This window comes from Bacillus sp. FSL R5-0712 (assembly GCF_038593285.1).
Classification (GTDB): Bacteria; Bacillota; Bacilli; order Bacillales; family Bacillaceae; genus Bacillus; species Bacillus safensis.
This window is the reverse complement of sequence record NZ_CP151981.1, coordinates 2,513,254-2,529,055: the sequence shown is the minus strand read 5'-3', so window position 1 is coordinate 2,529,055 and position 15,802 is coordinate 2,513,254. Positions and strand designations below refer to the sequence as shown.

Here is a 15,802-nt window from a genome sequence, read left to right as displayed (position 1 = left end):
CTCCTCGTTTGAGTTATTTATTGTTTCTTCTTTCAAAATAATAATGGTCTTCTACACCTTCGACTTTACCATTGCGGGTGTTATGTTCAGGTCTTACATTGTGGTGTGAAGGTTGGTTTCCGATGCCTCCTTCTCCAAAATCGTGACCATTTGAATGATCCTGAATAACAATCTTTTTACCATTAACTTCATATGTAAGCTCTCTCGTAAGGATTGGTTGGTTTTTTTCATTTAATATTCTTTTTCCATTTTTATCTGTTAAGGGCACCATCTTTTGACTTTCAGGGTTTTGTGTTCTTGGTATATTTAATTGACGTTTAATTTCTTTTAAACTAGCTTTTCTAGATTCATGATGGTTTTTATTTAAGTTTTTCTGTACGTCTAGTGTTGCTTTATTTTTTAATTTATTATTTACACCATCTAGTCCAAACGGCAAAAGCATTCCAAGCGCCGCGTTCATACTCGCTTCCTGCTGTTCTTTTGAGATCTTGTTTCCAAACATATCCCGGCCTGTGATCGCTTCGCTGAAGCCGTTGATGGCGGTGAGGCCATATAAACCTTTTTGAGATGTTTTCAGGGCGTCAAAGGATTTTTGTGATGTCTTGTAAATGTCGACTGCCCTGACTGCGGCTGATGTGGCTTGGGTGGTTTTATAGACTGCTTTTCCGCCTTTGAAAATGCGGCCTGCCCAGCCGACGATTGGGATGTAGCCTGCGGCTGCCATGCCGCCTGCCGCGACTCGCTGTCCTGCGGTGAGTTCCTCTCCTGTGATTGGATCAACGCCTGTTGCGGCACGTTTTGCATCGTTCACGCCGGTCAGTTCATTCACGATGTTTCCACCATAATCGAGGGCTTTTTCATACCAAGGGCGGTTGGCGAGTGCTTCTTGTTCCTTTGCGATTTCGCGGGCTTCTTCTTGTTCTTTTTTGATTTTCAGATATTCAGCAGTTTGCTTCTCAATATCGCTTTTTGCCTTGTAGATTTCGCTATTTTGATAGGCTTTCTTGTCAAAATTCATAGGCGAAATCGCTTTTCCGTCATTTGTCGCATTCATCATTTCAGCGTACAATGCCATTGTAGCTTGCTGCTCCGTCTCTGACAAAGCATATTCATCTTTTAAATTTTGATCAAGCTCTCTTAGTTCTTTGACCGTCTTTTTTCGTTCATCTTCCGCATCTTCTATTTTTTCATCAAAGGTTTGGCTATCAAATACCTCTAGGGAAATGAGGTCATCAATGTCTTGAAAAATCGTTTTGAGTGCCTTTTTTTGATCTTTCACAATGCTTTTGGCATTCTTGATGCCCATATGTACTGCGTTGTCTAAAAAGTGTTCTTCTACAAAGGTATCGCCGCCAAAGCTCGTATCATCCAGTGTCCCAGAAACACCTTCATGAAAGGCTTTTTGCTTATCAATGAAGCTGATAAACATGTCTACATTTCTGGCGAGCTCTTTATAAAAGCTTTTAATGTTATCGGCACCTTTCCCAGTGAAGTCGTCACCGAGGTTGGCCACACCTTGTAATGCCTTTTTTAAATCTACCATTTGTTCGCGGAGTTCCTGGTAGTGTTTTGCCCTTGTGTCCATGGCACTGGTTAGTGCTTTTGCATCAAGTATCTTGCCCAGAAGAAGTCACTCCCTTCTCAAATAATTATGTTTTATTTTAACAATATAAAAATAGGTAATGAATAGGTAAAAAGTAGCGAGTGATATGAAAGTGAATTAGAGAAGAACACTACTATTCTAAATTCACTTCTATTTTGTGGTAGAAAATGTACAGTTTAATCCGATACATATAGAGTAAGACTATCTGAAGGAGTGATATTCTTGAAAAAATGGTTATTAGTAATGATCTTGTTTGTACTTGCTATTCTGCAATCACATCAAGTAGCACAAGCTGCAACTGCAGAATGGAAAAAGCTTGCGGACTTACCGGAGGCAAGAATTGGTGCTAGTACAGGAGTAGTAGACGGAAACATCTATATTATAGGGGGAGGTTCTTATAATAAAGGATATTCAGATCAAACTTATATGTATGATCCCAGCATGAACAAATGGTTTGAAAAAAGTGTAATGCCAACTGCTAGGGGAGGGGCGGCAACAGTAACAATTGGCAACAAAATTTATGTTATAGCAGGGGGATCTGAAGATAGAAAGTTTAATAGCTTTGAAGTTTATGATGCAAAAAAAGATGAATGGACTAAGTTAGAAAATGTTCCGTTTAAGTCATTAAAAGGAGCATATAATGTACAGGCTGGAGCTATTGATAACAAAATTTATGTTCTAGGTGGGGGAGATGAATTTTATAGTTATAATGTAACCACACACGAATGGGTAAAAGAACCACAACCAAGTGTAATAATTAAAAATGCTACAAGTGTGGTTTCGAAAGGGAAGTTTTATGCAGTTTCCGGTAATACAAAATCTATAATCTATGAATACAACCCTTCTAATAATAAGTGGACAGAAAAAAAAGACGGATTTAAAGGGGAGTATTTGTCTGCTGTTAATTATAAAGAAAATATATTAGTTACGGCAGTTGCTCCAAAATATCAATATCTTTATGACGTTAATACAGAACAGAAATCTTATGTGAATACGCCGCAAAGCGATATGCGTATTGCTCATTCTTCTGTGATTATAGATGATACTTTATATATCATAGGAGGTAGAATACCCAACAATAACTTTACTCAATTAGCTGATAGAAACTATAAATCGGTCATCTCTATCTCCTTAAAAGACCTGGAACTTCCAAACAACACAGAAACACCCGGTGACAAAGATCCAGAACCGACAACACCACCAAAAGATGATTCTACAAATCCAGGAGACAAAGACCCAGAACCAACCACACCGCCTAAAGACGATACAACAGATGAAGACGGCGATGCCCTTCTCATCATCACAATGGTCAATGGCTTACAGAAAGAGTATGACCTCTCAATGAAAGAAGTCAACTCCTTCCTATCCTGGTACAAAAAGCGTGATGCCGGAGAAGGACCAGGTTTTTATGAAATTGATGAGCATGACAATAACAAAGGTCCTTTTGAAAGTAAAAAGGATTATGTGGTGTTTAAAAACATTCTCATGTTCGAAGTCAATAAATATAAGAAGTAAATGACATCAAAGCCATCTAGTCCAACTAGGTGGCTTTTGCGTTAGTTCGACAGCTTTCAGCAATTTTAAGGCAAATTTAAGATCGGATTTCATTTCAAATGTATTAAATCTTTGTTACAATAAGACAGCTTTGCTCAAAAGAGACGTTCCAAGGTTCGACATTTTTTTAGTATTTCTTAAAAATTTTATGGTTTGATATGAAACTCTTTGATTGAGTCATGCGTCTCTATAAGTGTCAAAAGAAAAGAGGTTATCAATATGCTATTCAAAAAGCTATCAGAAAATAAGTCTGTAAAATGGATAGGATATACAAGCTTTTACTTACTTATTTTGCTATTATTGTTCTTTATTTACGGATTCCACACAGCAAATACGGGATCATTCATTTACAACGATTTTTAATTGGAGATTAAATTATGAAACTATTACAAACGATTCATGAATACCAGCAAACGAAACCAACACAGCCAGCATTTGTTTCTCAACATGCGTCGATCACATATGATGAGCTTTGGCATTTATCAGACCAAATGGCTGGTGCGATCGATGCAATTGCAACTGGCAGTGAACCTGTCATTGTATACGGTCATATGGAGCCAGAGATGCTGATTTCTTTCTTAGGCAGTGTAAAATCAGGCAGACCTTATATTCCGGTCGACATCTCGATACCTGTCGAGCGCATCGTCTCAATCATTGAAAGCTCAAAAGCCAGTCTATTGATATGTGCAAATGAGCAGAATGTATTAGATGTAGAAGAGCACATTGAAGTGAAGAGTGCGGCATCGCTTTTAGCACTTGAAAAAGAAGCACCGCCATCCACGCAGTGGGTTCAACAAGATGATGTTTTCTACATTATTTATACGTCTGGCAGTACCGGAAAACCGAAGGGCGTTCAGGTAACCGCCAATAATTTAGAAAGCTTTACAGAGTGGATGTGCCGGGATTTCCCAATTGGTGAGGGACGCACATTCTTAAATCAAGCACCATTTTCTTTTGACTTATCAGTGATGGATCTCTATCCAGCGCTTCAATCAGGCGGCACGCTTTACTGTTTAGTAAAAGATCTTGTCAATAAGCCAAAGGATATGTTTGCAGCACTTGGTCAATCTGACGTTGAAGTGTGGACATCAACACCATCCTTTGTGCAAATGTGCTTAATGGACCCTTCCTTTACAGGAGAGCTTTTACCAGAGCTGAAAGTTTTCTTGTTCTGCGGTGAGGCGCTTCCTGTAGCTGTAGCAAGTGCACTTCTGGAGCGTTTTCCAAAGGCGCAGGTCTTTAATACGTATGGTCCAACTGAAGCAACTGTTGCGATCACATCGATTGAAGTCACGCAGGAGATTCTTGATCAGCACGATTCTTTACCAGTCGGCTATGCCAAACCTGATACAGACATCGTCATTTTAGATGAAGAAGGCAAGACACTTCCTGATGGTGAAAAAGGAGAAATTGTCATCGTGGGGCCAAGCGTCACGAGAGGCTACTTAGGTGAACAAGCCTTGACAGATAAAGTGTTCTTTGAATACGAAGGACGTCCTGCTTACCGTACAGGTGACGCAGGTGTGGCGCAGGATGGTTTAATTACGTGCCATGGCCGTCTCGACTATCAAATTAAGCTTCATGGATACCGGATGGAGCTTGAAGAAATTGAATATCATGTAAGCGAGACAACCTATGTCAATGCTTGTGTGATTGTGCCATTCCAGCCAAACGGTCATGTTGAGTACTTGATTGCAGCGATTGTTCCAGCAGCTCATTCATTTGAAAAAGAGTATCAGCTGACAAGCGCGATTAAGAAAGAAATGGCGGATTCACTGCCAGCGTACATGATCCCAAGAAAGTTTGTCTATCTTGAGCAGCTGTACATGACGCCAAACGGGAAGGTTGACCGTAAGAGAATCGCGAAAGAGGTTCTTCTATGATTCCGTTTAGTTCATTCTTTTTCTTCATTCTAATTGGTATTCTTCTTTTGCCGACGATCATTCTTGGTCTTCGCGGCAAAAGAATGCAGGGCTACAACATGTTTGCAACGGTTGTGGCGCTGGCACTTATTTTCTCAAAGGATGCCCATGGCGCGCTGCTGCTCTTCTTGTTCACGGTGTGGCAAGTCTTCATCATCCGCCTGTACCTTGCATACAGGTTAAAGGCGAATCAGGCATCTGTTTTCTATGCAGCAGTGGTGGCATCTATTTTGCCGCTTGTGCTGTCTAAGATTTTACCGTTCTTTTTAACTCATCAGCCGCACCAGCCGCCGCCAATGAACTGGCTGAGCTTTTTGGGGATCTCGTACTTAACATTTAAAGGTGTTCAGTTAATTATCGAGACAAGAGACGGCTTGATTAAGAAGAAAATTCCGATTCACCGTTTGGTCTATTTCATTGTCTTTTTCCCGACGATTTCATCAGGTCCGATTGACCGTTACCGCCGATTTGAAAAAGATATGGATACACCGCCTGAAAAGGAAGCATACAGTGATCTTCTATATGCCGGTATTCATAAAATTTTCATTGGCTTCTTATATAAGTTCATTATTGGTTATCTAATTCACACATATATTCTGATGAATATTCATCATATTAGCAGCAGTCACTTTGTTCAGCAGTTAACGTATATGTATGCTTACAGCATGTATTTGTTCTTTGACTTTGCTGGATATACAGCATTTGCTGTAGGTGTGAGTTATATTATGGGCATTAAATCACCAGAGAACTTTAATAAACCGTTTATCAGCCGAAACATTAAAGACTTCTGGAATCGCTGGCATATGTCCCTGTCCTTCTGGTTCAGAGACTACGTGTTTATGAGATTTGTGTTCTTTATGACTAAAAAGAAGTGGATCAAGAACCGAATGGCTGTATCAAATATTGGGTACTTTGTCCTCTTTCTATTGATGGGTGCTTGGCATGGTCTTGCCCTTCAATATATTATTTACGGACTATATCATGCAGTTGTCATGTCCGGTTACAATTTATTTGAGAAATGGAATAAAAAGCACAAGTGGTGGCCGGATAATAAGGTCACAATGGTTGTGTCGATCATTATTACATTCCATGTGATTTGTTTCGGATTTTATATTTTTTCAGGAAAACCATTTCATCATTAATGATTAAGGGAGTAGAAAATTATGGAATTTAAAAATCAAGTATACGGTATTATTGCAGAGGTTTGTCAGGACGACGTTGTGAAAGAAAATCCAGAGATTGCGATTTTTGAAGAAGGTCTTCTTGATTCATTTGGTACAGTAGAACTGCTTATGGCAATTGAAAGTCAACTCGGAATTACTGTTCCGATTACAGAATTCGATCGTGATGTGTGGGATACGCCGAATCATATTGCTGAGCAGCTGGCAGAGATGAAGTAATGAAAAAGCGTTTTTTTGGGCCGCTTATTTTAGCGGCTGTTCTATTCATTGGTGTTCTTCTTGTACCAAATGCATGGCTCTCACACCTGATCCCAAAAGACAAATTACAAAAGTCAGCCACAGAATTAGATCCAGGGATGTTCCAAGGGCTCTATTTACAAGATGAAATGCTAAAAGATCCAACTTATTTGCCGATCTATGGATCTTCTGAACTATCACGTTTTGATCCATATCACCCTTCGAATTTCTTTCATGAGAATCCTCAAGGGTTTACACCTTATCTTATTGGAAAAGGTGGATCGCAATCATTAATTCATGCGATGAACTTTGCAGCGCATATGGATGAATTAAAAGGGAAGAAGCTTGTATTTATCGTGTCCCCGCAGTGGTTTGTGAAATGGGGATCTGACGAGAATCACTTTGCACCTAACTATTCAGCGCTTCAAGCACTTAATCTCGCCTATAATAAAGAAATTGATCCAACTGTGAAAAAAGAGCTCATCAAAAGAATCATGAAGTTTAAAGCAGTCAAAAATGACATGGTGATTACAGAGCTTTTTAAAGCAGAGTTATCTGGGAACAAGTTCGCTTATGGCGCGATTTCTCCTATTGCGAAAATGTACTATGGCATGCTTCAAAAGAAAGACATGTACTATACGATTGGATCGGGGCATGAGCGCAAGCTTCAACCGTCTCCTTCAGTCAAAGGAAAAACATGGGCTGAGCTTGAAAAAGAAGCGAGCATTTTTGGTGCGAAAAGAGCAGGGGACAACCCGTTTTATATTAATCAAAAACTGTTTGACCACAAGCTGAAACCGATCATGAAAAAGATGAAGGATTCCCGTGAAGGCCATTCTTATGCGGAATCACCAGAATACAAAGATTTTCAGATCATGCTGGATATTTTAAAACAGGCAGGGGCGAAGCCTTTGTTTGTGACAATTCCTGTCAACGGAAAATGGTATGATTACACCGGTTTTCCGAAAGAAGGCCGTACAGGTTATTATGAAAAAATCAATCGTCAAATTCGAGATAATGGGTATGAAGTCGCAGATTTGACTAAGCATGAGTACGATCCATATTTCTTTAAAGATACGATTCATGTGTCTTATAAAGGATGGGTTTACATCGATAAAGCAATTGAAAAGTTTTACAAAGAGCAGTAGAATGCAGCAGCTTTCTGCTGCTTTTTGTTTGTCGAATCAGCGGATATCTTGTATAACTAAGGGAAAAGGGCTATGCTGTAGATGGAGGCGATATGATGAATCGTTCTGAGAAAAAAGAACTATTAAAGCGTTCGAAGAAGCATTTTAATGATCATGCCTTTTGGGAAAAGTTAAAAAAGACGGCACAAAAAGCTGGTGTCTCTCTTGTCTATGCTGTGCTATTACTTTACTATACATTGCAAAAACCCGAAGTGCCGGTCAAAGCAAAGACCTTGATTATTGGAGCACTCGGCTACTTTATCCTTCCACTTGATCTCATTCCTGATACATTGATTGGTGTCGGCTATACAGATGATTTAGGAGCCATCACATTTGCTCTGCTTCAAGTATCGATGTACATTGATGATGATGTGAAAGGGAAAGCAAAAGACAGACTGTCAAAATGGTTCGGCGAAAAAACCGATACGTCTTTGATTGATCAAAAGCTCGAGGATGGCGGTATGCCATCTGCATAAAGAAAAGCCTCCGTTATTGGAGGCTTTTTTTCTTTACCCTAAAAATTTCACGCAAACTGGATGAGGGACGGTAATGTCTGATTGTAAGACAGTGAGTCGTCCTGTTTCTTTGTCGCGTTTGTATAACACAAGGTTGCTAGATTCTTGGTTTGAACCGACGAGGAATTCTTCTGTTGGATCAAGCACAAAATCTCTAGGCCAGTTTCCTTCAGAAGAAGCAATCTCGACAAGGCTTAGTTGGCCGTCAGCGTCTGCTTTAAAAATCGCAATGCTGTCATGACCGCGATTTCCTGCATAAACAAATTGGCCGTCTGAAGAGACATGAATGGCACTGCCTTGATTGTTCTCTGTAAAATCGCTTGGAATGGTCGCGATTGTTTGGATCTCTTCAAAATGACCATCCTCAAAGTAACGAAGCACAATGACCTCGGAGCTTAGCTCAGTCATTACATATGCCACAGGTTTCGTTGGGTGGAATGTAATATGACGAGGTCCGCTGCCTGGCTTTGTTTCGAATGTATGAGCAAGCTCAAGTTTGCCGTCTTCTTTCTTATACGTATAAATTCCATCTGTTCCAAGGTCAACAGCCACTGCAAATTGTTCATCTGGCGTGAGACCCATAAAGTGGGTGTGTGGCTTTTCCTGACGATCTTCGTTAGGGCCAGTTCCTTCATGCTGCGCTTGTGAGAGCGTGCGGATCACTGAGCCGTTTTCAGCATCGATTTCATACATCTCTGCTGTCCCTTTATGATAGTTCGCTGTATACGCCGTTTTCGTTTGACTGTCCACGCTGACGTGGCAAGGAGAAGCTCCATCGGCAAGCTCTTGGTTGATGAAGTGAAGTCTGCCTGTTGTTGAATCAATTTGATACGCAGCAAGGCCGCCCTGTGATCCTTTTTTCACAACAGCATAAACAAACTTTTGATCCTCTGACACGGTTAAATATGTAGGATTTTCAAGTTCAGCAGCAACTTCTACTTGCTCAATCTGCTGCTTGTCCGTATTTAATGTAAACGTATAAACACCTTTACTGTCTCCCTTTGTATACGTACCGATATAACCTCTGATGTTAGCCATGTATTGCCCTCCTTCTATTAGATGCTCTCATTCTATCATAAATTCATAGGAAAACGCTTTAGAAAGGCATGCCAAAAGAAAAACAAAGTCAAAGAAATCTCACAATATTCATCAAAAATGTTGTGAAAAAATATCACAAAAGTTTTCTCAAAAGAAAACCGTTCATGTAAAGTAAATAAATTGAAGAAAAAATACAAAAAATTTTAAGTTTTTTCATTCCTTGTCTAGCAAAGGTGTAAGCGTATACATTTAATTTTGATTAGTCTAAATTGTCTAATAATTTTAAAAATGCTGTTGACACTGTATGGAAAGCGGCGTAAGATGGGTTCAACAAAAGCTAAACAAACACGCAGTGCAAGCGAAAGACACTTCAATATAAAGTGTCTGAAAATTCAACTACTTTTTGTTTGAAAGAGAGGGTGCTCACTGAAAATGGAAGACCAAAAGGAACAGTGGATCTTTTTAAACGATGAACTCGTGAAAAAAGAGGATGCGAAAATTTCAGTTTACGATCATGGCTTCTTATATGGCGACGGTGTTTTCGAAGGGATTCGCGTGTATAACGGAAATATCTTTCGAATGAAAGAACATTTAGACCGCCTGTATGATTCCGCTAGATCCATTATGCTGAACATTCCATATTCACTTGAGGAACTCACGGAAAAAATGATTCATACAGTTGAAAGGAATGGCTTAAAGGATGCCTATATCCGCCTTGTCGTCTCAAGAGGAGCAGGTGATCTTGGGTTAGATCCTAACAACTGCGGGAGAGCCAATACAGTGATCATTGTAGAGCCGCTGGCCATTTTTCCAAAGCACCTATATGAAACGGGTATTGATATTGTGACGGTTCCAACAAGACGAAATCGTCCAGATGTCCTTAGCCCAAAAGTGAAATCATTAAATTATTTGAATAACATTCTTGTCCGAATCGAAGCCCATATGGCCGGTGTGAGTGAAGCGCTGATGCTGAACGATCAAGGGTACGTGGCGGAAGGTTCTGCAGACAATGTGTTTATTTATAAAAAAGGTAAGCTTTTTACACCGCCAGGTTATATTGGCGCACTTGAAGGCATTACAAGAAATGCCATCATGGAGATTGCAGAAGACTTAGGCTACGAAGTGAAAGAAGAACCATTCACAAGACATGATGTGTATACAGCTGAAGAAGTATTTCTAACAGGAACCGCAGCCGAAGTTATCGCCGTTGTAAAAGTTGACGGCCGTACAATCGGTGAAGGAAAACCTGGGTTCCACACAAACAAACTTCTTGAACAATTCCGTAAGCGAGTAGTTGAAGAGGGAGAAAAAGTCGTTTTTGCAGATGAAAACATTCATGCAAGTTAAATAGATATCGATAAACGTTGAAGAGGACTAGTAGCTTTAGAGTCAGTATCTACAGAGAGCCGGTGCTAGCTGGAAACCGGTGTTACTTTCTAAAGTGAACTCACCTCTGAGTGTCTGCTTGAAATGATAGTAGGGCAGACCGAGTGACATTGCTCACTCGTTACCAAAATGGACGAAAGATGTCCATGAGACGGCAGCAGGATTGCCGTGAACAAGGGTGGTACCGCGAAAAACAAAGCTTTTTCGCCCCTTTGACCTAGTGAAAAGTAGTGTCATTGTGGGGTGAGAAGGCTTTTTTATATGGTCTCATATCTCTATCTTGAATGGAAAAGGGTGAAAGGACTTGACTGAAGCAAGACGAAGAGGAGGAAATCAAATGGGGACAAATGTACAAATGGAGACGGAAAAATCAAAAGCACCACAAACGATGAACGGTGCACTCATGTTAATTGAAGCACTCAAAAGAGAAAAAGTAGAAGTCATTTTCGGCTATCCGGGCGGAGCAGTTTTGCCAATCTACGATAAAATTTACGATTCTGGTTTATTTCATGTCCTGCCAAGACATGAGCAGGGAGCGATTCACGCAGCAGAAGGATACGCAAGAGTATCTGGTAAACCGGGTGTGGTCATTGCCACATCAGGACCTGGAGCGACAAACCTTGTCACAGGAATTGCAGATGCGATGATTGATTCACTTCCCCTTGTTGTATTCACAGGGCAGGTGGCAACGTCAGTCATTGGATCGGATGCATTCCAAGAAGCGGATGTACTCGGCATCACAATGCCAATTACAAAGCACAGCTACCAGGTAAGAAATCCAGAGGAATTACCGGGTGTCATTAAAGAGGCATTCCATATCGCAACAACAGGCAGACCTGGTCCAGTTTTGATTGATATTCCAAAAGATGTCGCAGGCATTGAAGGAACGTTTGAATATGATCAGCCAATTGATTTACCTGGTTATCAGCCAAAAGTAGAGCCGAACTATTTGCAAATTCGCAAATTAGTAGAAGCTGTCAGCAGAGCGAAGAAACCAGTCATTCTAGCAGGAGCTGGCGTACTTCATGGCAAAGCATCTGAAGAATTAAGACAGTATGTAGAGCAGCAGCAAATCCCAGTCGCTCATACACTGCTTGGACTTGGCGGATTCCCGGCAAAGCACCCTCTTTTCCTAGGGATGGCTGGTATGCATGGCACATATGCAGCGAACATGGCTCTTCATCAATGTGATCTGCTCATTTCAATCGGAGCAAGATTTGATGACAGGGTAACAGGCAACCTCAATCATTTTGCGAAGCATGCGAAGGTCGCTCATATTGACATTGACCCAGCGGAAATCGGCAAGAACATTCATACCCATATCCCAGTTGTTGGCGACAGTAAGCTCGTTCTTGAAGAACTGATCAAGCAAGACGGGAAACAAGCAGATGCAGACGAATGGAAAAACCAATTAGATCAGTGGAAGGAAGAATATCCACTCTGGTACGTTGAAAACGAAGCAGAAGGCTTTAAGCCTCAAAAGCTGATTGAATACATTCATCAATTCACAAAAGGTGAAGCCATTGTCGCAACTGATGTCGGACAGCATCAAATGTGGGCGGCACAGTTCTATCCATTTGAAAATGCAGATAAGTGGGTCACATCTGGAGGTCTTGGCACAATGGGCTTCGGATTACCAGCAGCCATCGGCGCTCAGCTGGCTGATCAAGAGGCAACTGTTGTGGCGATTTTAGGAGACGGAGGTTTCCAAATGACCCTGCAAGAACTTGCCGTTATCCGTGAGCTGAACCTTCCAGTCAAAGTGATTGTACTCAATAATCACAGCCTTGGAATGGTAAGACAATGGCAAGAAATTTTCTACGAAGAACGCTACTCACATTCTAAATTTTCAGAGCAGCCAGACTTCGTCAAATTATCTGAAGCTTATGGCATTAAAGGAATCAGAATCTCATCAGACGAAGAGGCGAAAGAAAAGCTTGAAGAAGCCTTAACCTCTAGAGAGCCTGTTTTCATCGATGTCAATGTAGCGCGAGATGAAAAAGTATTCCCGATGGTAGCACCGGGGAAAGGACTTCATGAGATGGTGGGGGTGAAACCTTGAAAAGAATTATTGTGTTGACTGTATTAAATCGATCAGGCGTACTGAACAGAATCACAGGCCTCTTTACTAAAAGACACTACAACATTGAAAGCATTACGGTCGGCCATTCTGAGATTCAAGATGTATCACGCATCACGTTCGTCGTCCATGTAGACCAGGAGAAAGACATCGAGCAGCTGACAAAACAGCTGAACAAACAAATCGATGTTCTGAAAGTAACAGACATTACAAACCAATCAATCGTTCAGCGAGAGCTGGCTTTGATAAAAGTCGTATCTGCACCAGCATCTAGAATGGAGATCACGGGGGTCATTGAACCGTTTAGAGCTTCTATTGTAGATGTGAGCAGAGAGAGTGTCGTCATTCAGGTGACAGGTGAGTCTTCAAAAATTGAAGCACTCATTGAATTACTTAAGCCATACGGCATTAAAGAAGTCGCCAGAACTGGCACCACGGCCTTTGCGAGAGATAATCAGCAAAAGCCGCAAACAAATAAAACAATTTCAATTGTCTAAACAAAAGGAGAGAGTCAAATGGTAAAAGTATATTATAACGGTGATATTCAAGAAAACGTATTAAATGGTCAAAAGGTAGCAATCATTGGTTACGGTTCACAAGGTCATGCACATGCATTGAACTTAAAAGAAAGCGGCGTAGATGTGATCGTCGGCGTAAGAAAAGGCGGATCTTATACAAAAGCACAAGAAGACGGCCATCAAGTATTCACAGTAAAAGAAGCAGCAGCACAAGCAGACGTCGTGATGGTACTACTTCCAGATGAGCAGCAAAAGAAAGTATATGATGAAGAAATCAAAGATCAATTAGAAGCTGGCAACTCACTTGTATTCGCACACGGATTCAACGTTCACTTCCATCAAATTGTTCCTCCAAGTGACGTAGATGTGTATCTTGTAGCTCCAAAAGGTCCAGGACATCTTGTGAGAAGAACATATGAGCAAGGCGCTGGTGTACCTGCCCTATTTGCTATCTATCAAGATGTATCTGGCCAAGCGAAAGACAAAGCACTTGCTTATGCGAAAGCGATCGGCGGAGCAAGAGCGGGCGTTCTTGAAACAACATTTAAAGAAGAAACAGAAACGGATCTATTCGGTGAGCAGGCAGTTCTTTGTGGAGGCCTTACTTCACTAGTAAAAGCAGGATTCGAAACGTTAACAGAAGCTGGTTATCAGCCAGAGCTTGCATACTTCGAGTGTCTGCATGAACTAAAATTGATCGTTGACCTTATGTATGAAGAAGGATTAGAAGGCATGAGATATTCAATCTCTGATACAGCACAATGGGGTGACTTCGTATCAGGACCACGCGTTGTGGATGCAAAAGTAAAAGAATCAATGAAAGCTGTTTTGACTGATATCCAAAACGGAACATTTGCAAAAGAATGGATTGTTGAAAACCAAGTGAATCGTCCACGTTTCAATGCGATCAATGCAAATGAAAATGAGCACCAAATTGAAATCGTTGGTAGAAAGCTTCGTGAAATGATGCCTTTCGTTAAACAAGGAAAGAAAAAGGAAGCGGTGAGCGTCGGTGCGGAAAATTAATTTTTTTGACACAACACTTCGGGATGGAGAGCAATCACCAGGAGTGAACTTAAATGCACAAGAAAAGCTAATCATTGCAAAGCAGCTTGAGCGCCTTGGGGTTAATATCATTGAAGCGGGATTTCCCGCTTCATCCCGAGGGGATTTCTTAGGCGTACAAGAAATTGCAAGAACGATTAAAAACTGTTCTGTTGCTGGTCTTGCACGATGTGTGAAAGGTGACATTGATGCTGCATGGGAAGCATTAAAAGATGGAGTGGAGCCAAGGCTTCATGTCTTTATTGCCACTTCTGATATTCACCTGAAGCATAAACTAAAGAAAACACGTGAAGAAGTCGTAGAACAGGCTGTCGCAATGGTGAAATATGCGAAAGAACGTTTTCCAGTTGTCCAATGGTCAGCAGAAGATGCGTGCCGTACAGATCTTGCTTTCTTAGCAGAAATTGTAGAAAAGGTCATTGACGCTGGGGCGAGTGTCATTAACTTGCCAGATACAGTTGGATACCTAGCGCCAAAAGAGTACGGAAACATCTTTAAATATATGAAGGAACACGTTCCAAATATCGACCGCGTCAACTTGTCTGCTCACTGTCACGATGATTTAGGAATGGCTGTAGCAAACTCACTTGCTGCTATTGAAAATGGAGCAGATCAAATTGAAACGGCTGTCAACGGAATTGGCGAGCGCGCTGGAAATGCCGCGTTAGAAGAAATTGCAGTAGCTCTTCATATTCGAAAAGACTTTTACCAGGTCGAATCAACGATTCAATTGAATGAAATTAAGCGTACAAGTGATGTAGTGAGCAAATACTCAGGAATGATTGTGCCGCGTAATAAAGCAGTCGTTGGAAACAACGCATTTGCACATGAATCAGGTATTCACCAAGATGGTTTCCTCAAAGAAAAAACAACCTATGAAATTATTTCTCCAGAGCTTGTCGGCGTGACAACAGATGTGCTTGTCCTTGGAAAACACTCCGGAAGACACGCGTTTAAAGACCGCATGAAAACACTAGGCTTTAAACTAACGGAAGACGAAATCAATAAATTCTTTGAGACTTTTAAGAACTTGACAGAGAAGAAGAAAGAAATTACAGATGATGACTTGATCTCTATTATATTAGAAGAAAAAGTAGCAGATCGGAAAATTGGCTATGAATTTGAAAGTCTGCAAGTGCACTATGGAACAGAACAAATGCCAACAGCAACGGTTTCTCTGAAAAATCAAGAAACACAGGAAGTCATCCAAGAAGCAGCTACAGGTGCAGGCAGTGTAGAGGCTGTGTACAATACGCTTGAGCGCTGTATGGAAGAAAGAATTCATTTGCTGGACTACCGCATTCAATCAAATGGAAAAGGCAGAGATGCACTAGCAGAAGTATATGTCACTGTTTCAATAGAAGGAAAAGAAACAGCAGGACGCGGTGTAGCGCAAGATGTACTTGAAGCATCGGCAAAAGCTTACGTCAATGCAGTGAACAGACATTTAATCTTCAAATCAAATCTGATTGAAATTGAGAAACATCACGCGATTTCATAGGAAAGGAGGAAGGTT

The 15,802-nt window shown here is 40.9% G+C and carries 14 protein-coding genes and 1 other annotated feature; of the genes, 12 read left to right on the top strand and 2 right to left on the bottom strand.

What is annotated here, in order from left to right:
* Nucleotides 1-13: 13 nt before the first annotated feature.
* Entirely contained in the window at nucleotides 14-1,624 is a 1,611-nt protein-coding gene (locus NSU11_RS12850; RefSeq protein WP_339241673.1) for a T7SS effector LXG polymorphic toxin, read from the bottom strand.
* Nucleotides 1,625-1,825: 201 nt separating this feature from the next.
* Here NSU11_RS12850 and NSU11_RS12845 point away from each other — a divergent pair, with 201 nt between their 5' ends.
* The 7 genes from NSU11_RS12845 (at nucleotide 1,826) to NSU11_RS12815 (ending at nucleotide 8,160) form a co-directional block, all read left to right on the top strand.
* On the top strand, nucleotides 1,826-3,118 hold the full coding sequence (locus NSU11_RS12845) for a kelch repeat-containing protein (protein WP_339240078.1): 1,293 nt from the start codon (nucleotides 1,826-1,828) through the stop codon (nucleotides 3,116-3,118).
* A gap of 252 nt (nucleotides 3,119-3,370) precedes the next feature.
* Entirely contained in the window at nucleotides 3,371-3,520 is a 150-nt protein-coding gene (locus NSU11_RS12840) for a teichoic acid D-Ala incorporation-associated protein DltX (protein ID WP_024427820.1), read from the top strand.
* Nucleotides 3,521-3,534: 14 nt separating this feature from the next.
* A complete protein-coding gene (dltA, locus tag NSU11_RS12835; RefSeq protein WP_339240076.1) occupies nucleotides 3,535-5,040 on the top strand; it encodes a D-alanine--poly(phosphoribitol) ligase subunit DltA in 1,506 nt (501 codons plus the stop codon).
* A complete protein-coding gene (dltB, locus tag NSU11_RS12830) occupies nucleotides 5,037-6,221 on the top strand; it encodes a D-alanyl-lipoteichoic acid biosynthesis protein DltB (RefSeq protein ID WP_024427822.1) in 1,185 nt (394 codons plus the stop codon). The genes dltA and dltB overlap by 4 nt, the downstream gene beginning before the upstream one ends.
* Before the next feature lie 21 nt (nucleotides 6,222-6,242).
* Entirely contained in the window at nucleotides 6,243-6,479 is a 237-nt protein-coding gene (dltC, locus tag NSU11_RS12825; protein ID WP_024423191.1) for a D-alanine--poly(phosphoribitol) ligase subunit 2, read from the top strand.
* Entirely contained in the window at nucleotides 6,479-7,645 is a 1,167-nt protein-coding gene (gene dltD, locus NSU11_RS12820; RefSeq protein ID WP_025092477.1) for a D-alanyl-lipoteichoic acid biosynthesis protein DltD, read from the top strand. The genes dltC and dltD overlap by 1 nt, the downstream gene beginning before the upstream one ends.
* A gap of 95 nt (nucleotides 7,646-7,740) precedes the next feature.
* Nucleotides 7,741-8,160: a YkvA family protein gene (locus tag NSU11_RS12815; RefSeq protein ID WP_339240073.1), complete on the top strand. Its 420-nt coding sequence runs from the start codon at nucleotides 7,741-7,743 to the stop codon at nucleotides 8,158-8,160.
* Nucleotides 8,161-8,193: 33 nt separating this feature from the next.
* Here the strand turns inward: NSU11_RS12815 and NSU11_RS12810 are convergent, their stop codons facing one another.
* Nucleotides 8,194-9,237, bottom strand: coding sequence for a lactonase family protein (locus tag NSU11_RS12810; RefSeq protein WP_095409219.1), 1,044 nt, complete (start codon nucleotides 9,235-9,237; stop codon nucleotides 8,194-8,196).
* A 432-nt stretch (nucleotides 9,238-9,669) separates the two neighbouring features.
* Here NSU11_RS12810 and ilvE point away from each other — a divergent pair, with 432 nt between their 5' ends.
* The 5 genes from ilvE to NSU11_RS12785 all read left to right on the top strand — a co-directional run bounded on the left by ilvE (nucleotide 9,670) and on the right by NSU11_RS12785 (nucleotide 15,787).
* Complete coding sequence (ilvE, locus tag NSU11_RS12805) at nucleotides 9,670-10,584, top strand: branched-chain-amino-acid transaminase (RefSeq protein ID WP_122631800.1); 915 nt, start codon at nucleotides 9,670-9,672, stop codon at nucleotides 10,582-10,584.
* An 8-nt stretch (nucleotides 10,585-10,592) separates the two neighbouring features.
* Nucleotides 10,593-10,838 (top strand) — a binding site (T-box leader).
* 122 nt (nucleotides 10,839-10,960) lie between these two features.
* Nucleotides 10,961-12,685 (top strand): acetolactate synthase large subunit, encoded by a 1,725-nt coding sequence (ilvB, locus tag NSU11_RS12800; protein WP_339240071.1) that lies wholly within the window; start codon nucleotides 10,961-10,963, stop codon nucleotides 12,683-12,685.
* The gene (ilvN, locus tag NSU11_RS12795) at nucleotides 12,682-13,200 is read left to right on the top strand and encodes an acetolactate synthase small subunit (RefSeq protein WP_007501584.1); all 519 of its coding nucleotides are present in this window, start codon (nucleotides 12,682-12,684) and stop codon (nucleotides 13,198-13,200) included. Before ilvB ends, ilvN begins: the two co-directional genes overlap by 4 nt.
* Nucleotides 13,201-13,218: 18 nt before the next feature.
* The gene (ilvC, locus tag NSU11_RS12790; RefSeq protein ID WP_024423187.1) at nucleotides 13,219-14,247 is read left to right on the top strand and encodes a ketol-acid reductoisomerase; all 1,029 of its coding nucleotides are present in this window, start codon (nucleotides 13,219-13,221) and stop codon (nucleotides 14,245-14,247) included.
* Complete coding sequence (locus NSU11_RS12785; protein WP_024423186.1) at nucleotides 14,234-15,787, top strand: 2-isopropylmalate synthase; 1,554 nt, start codon at nucleotides 14,234-14,236, stop codon at nucleotides 15,785-15,787. Before ilvC ends, NSU11_RS12785 begins: the two co-directional genes overlap by 14 nt.
* The last annotated feature ends 15 nt before the right edge of the window (nucleotides 15,788-15,802 follow it).

What these genes read in the sequence shown, in the direction of transcription:
- ilvB (WP_339240071.1), top strand. Translation starts at nt 10,961, where the DNA reads ATGGGGACAAATGTACAAATGGAGACGGAAAAATCAAAAGCACCACAA.
- NSU11_RS12815 (WP_339240073.1), top strand. Translation starts at nt 7,741, where the DNA reads ATGAATCGTTCTGAGAAAAAAGAACTATTAAAGCGTTCGAAGAAGCAT.
- dltA (WP_339240076.1), top strand. Translation starts at nt 3,535, where the DNA reads ATGAAACTATTACAAACGATTCATGAATACCAGCAAACGAAACCAACA.
- dltC (WP_024423191.1), top strand. Translation starts at nt 6,243, where the DNA reads ATGGAATTTAAAAATCAAGTATACGGTATTATTGCAGAGGTTTGTCAG.
- ilvE (WP_122631800.1), top strand. Translation starts at nt 9,670, where the DNA reads ATGGAAGACCAAAAGGAACAGTGGATCTTTTTAAACGATGAACTCGTG.
- dltD (WP_025092477.1), top strand. Translation starts at nt 6,479, where the DNA reads ATGAAAAAGCGTTTTTTTGGGCCGCTTATTTTAGCGGCTGTTCTATTC.
- ilvC (WP_024423187.1), top strand. Translation starts at nt 13,219, where the DNA reads ATGGTAAAAGTATATTATAACGGTGATATTCAAGAAAACGTATTAAAT.
- NSU11_RS12810 (WP_095409219.1), bottom strand. Translation starts at nt 9,237, where the DNA reads ATGGCTAACATCAGAGGTTATATCGGTACGTATACAAAGGGAGACAGT.
- dltB (WP_024427822.1), top strand. Translation starts at nt 5,037, where the DNA reads ATGATTCCGTTTAGTTCATTCTTTTTCTTCATTCTAATTGGTATTCTT.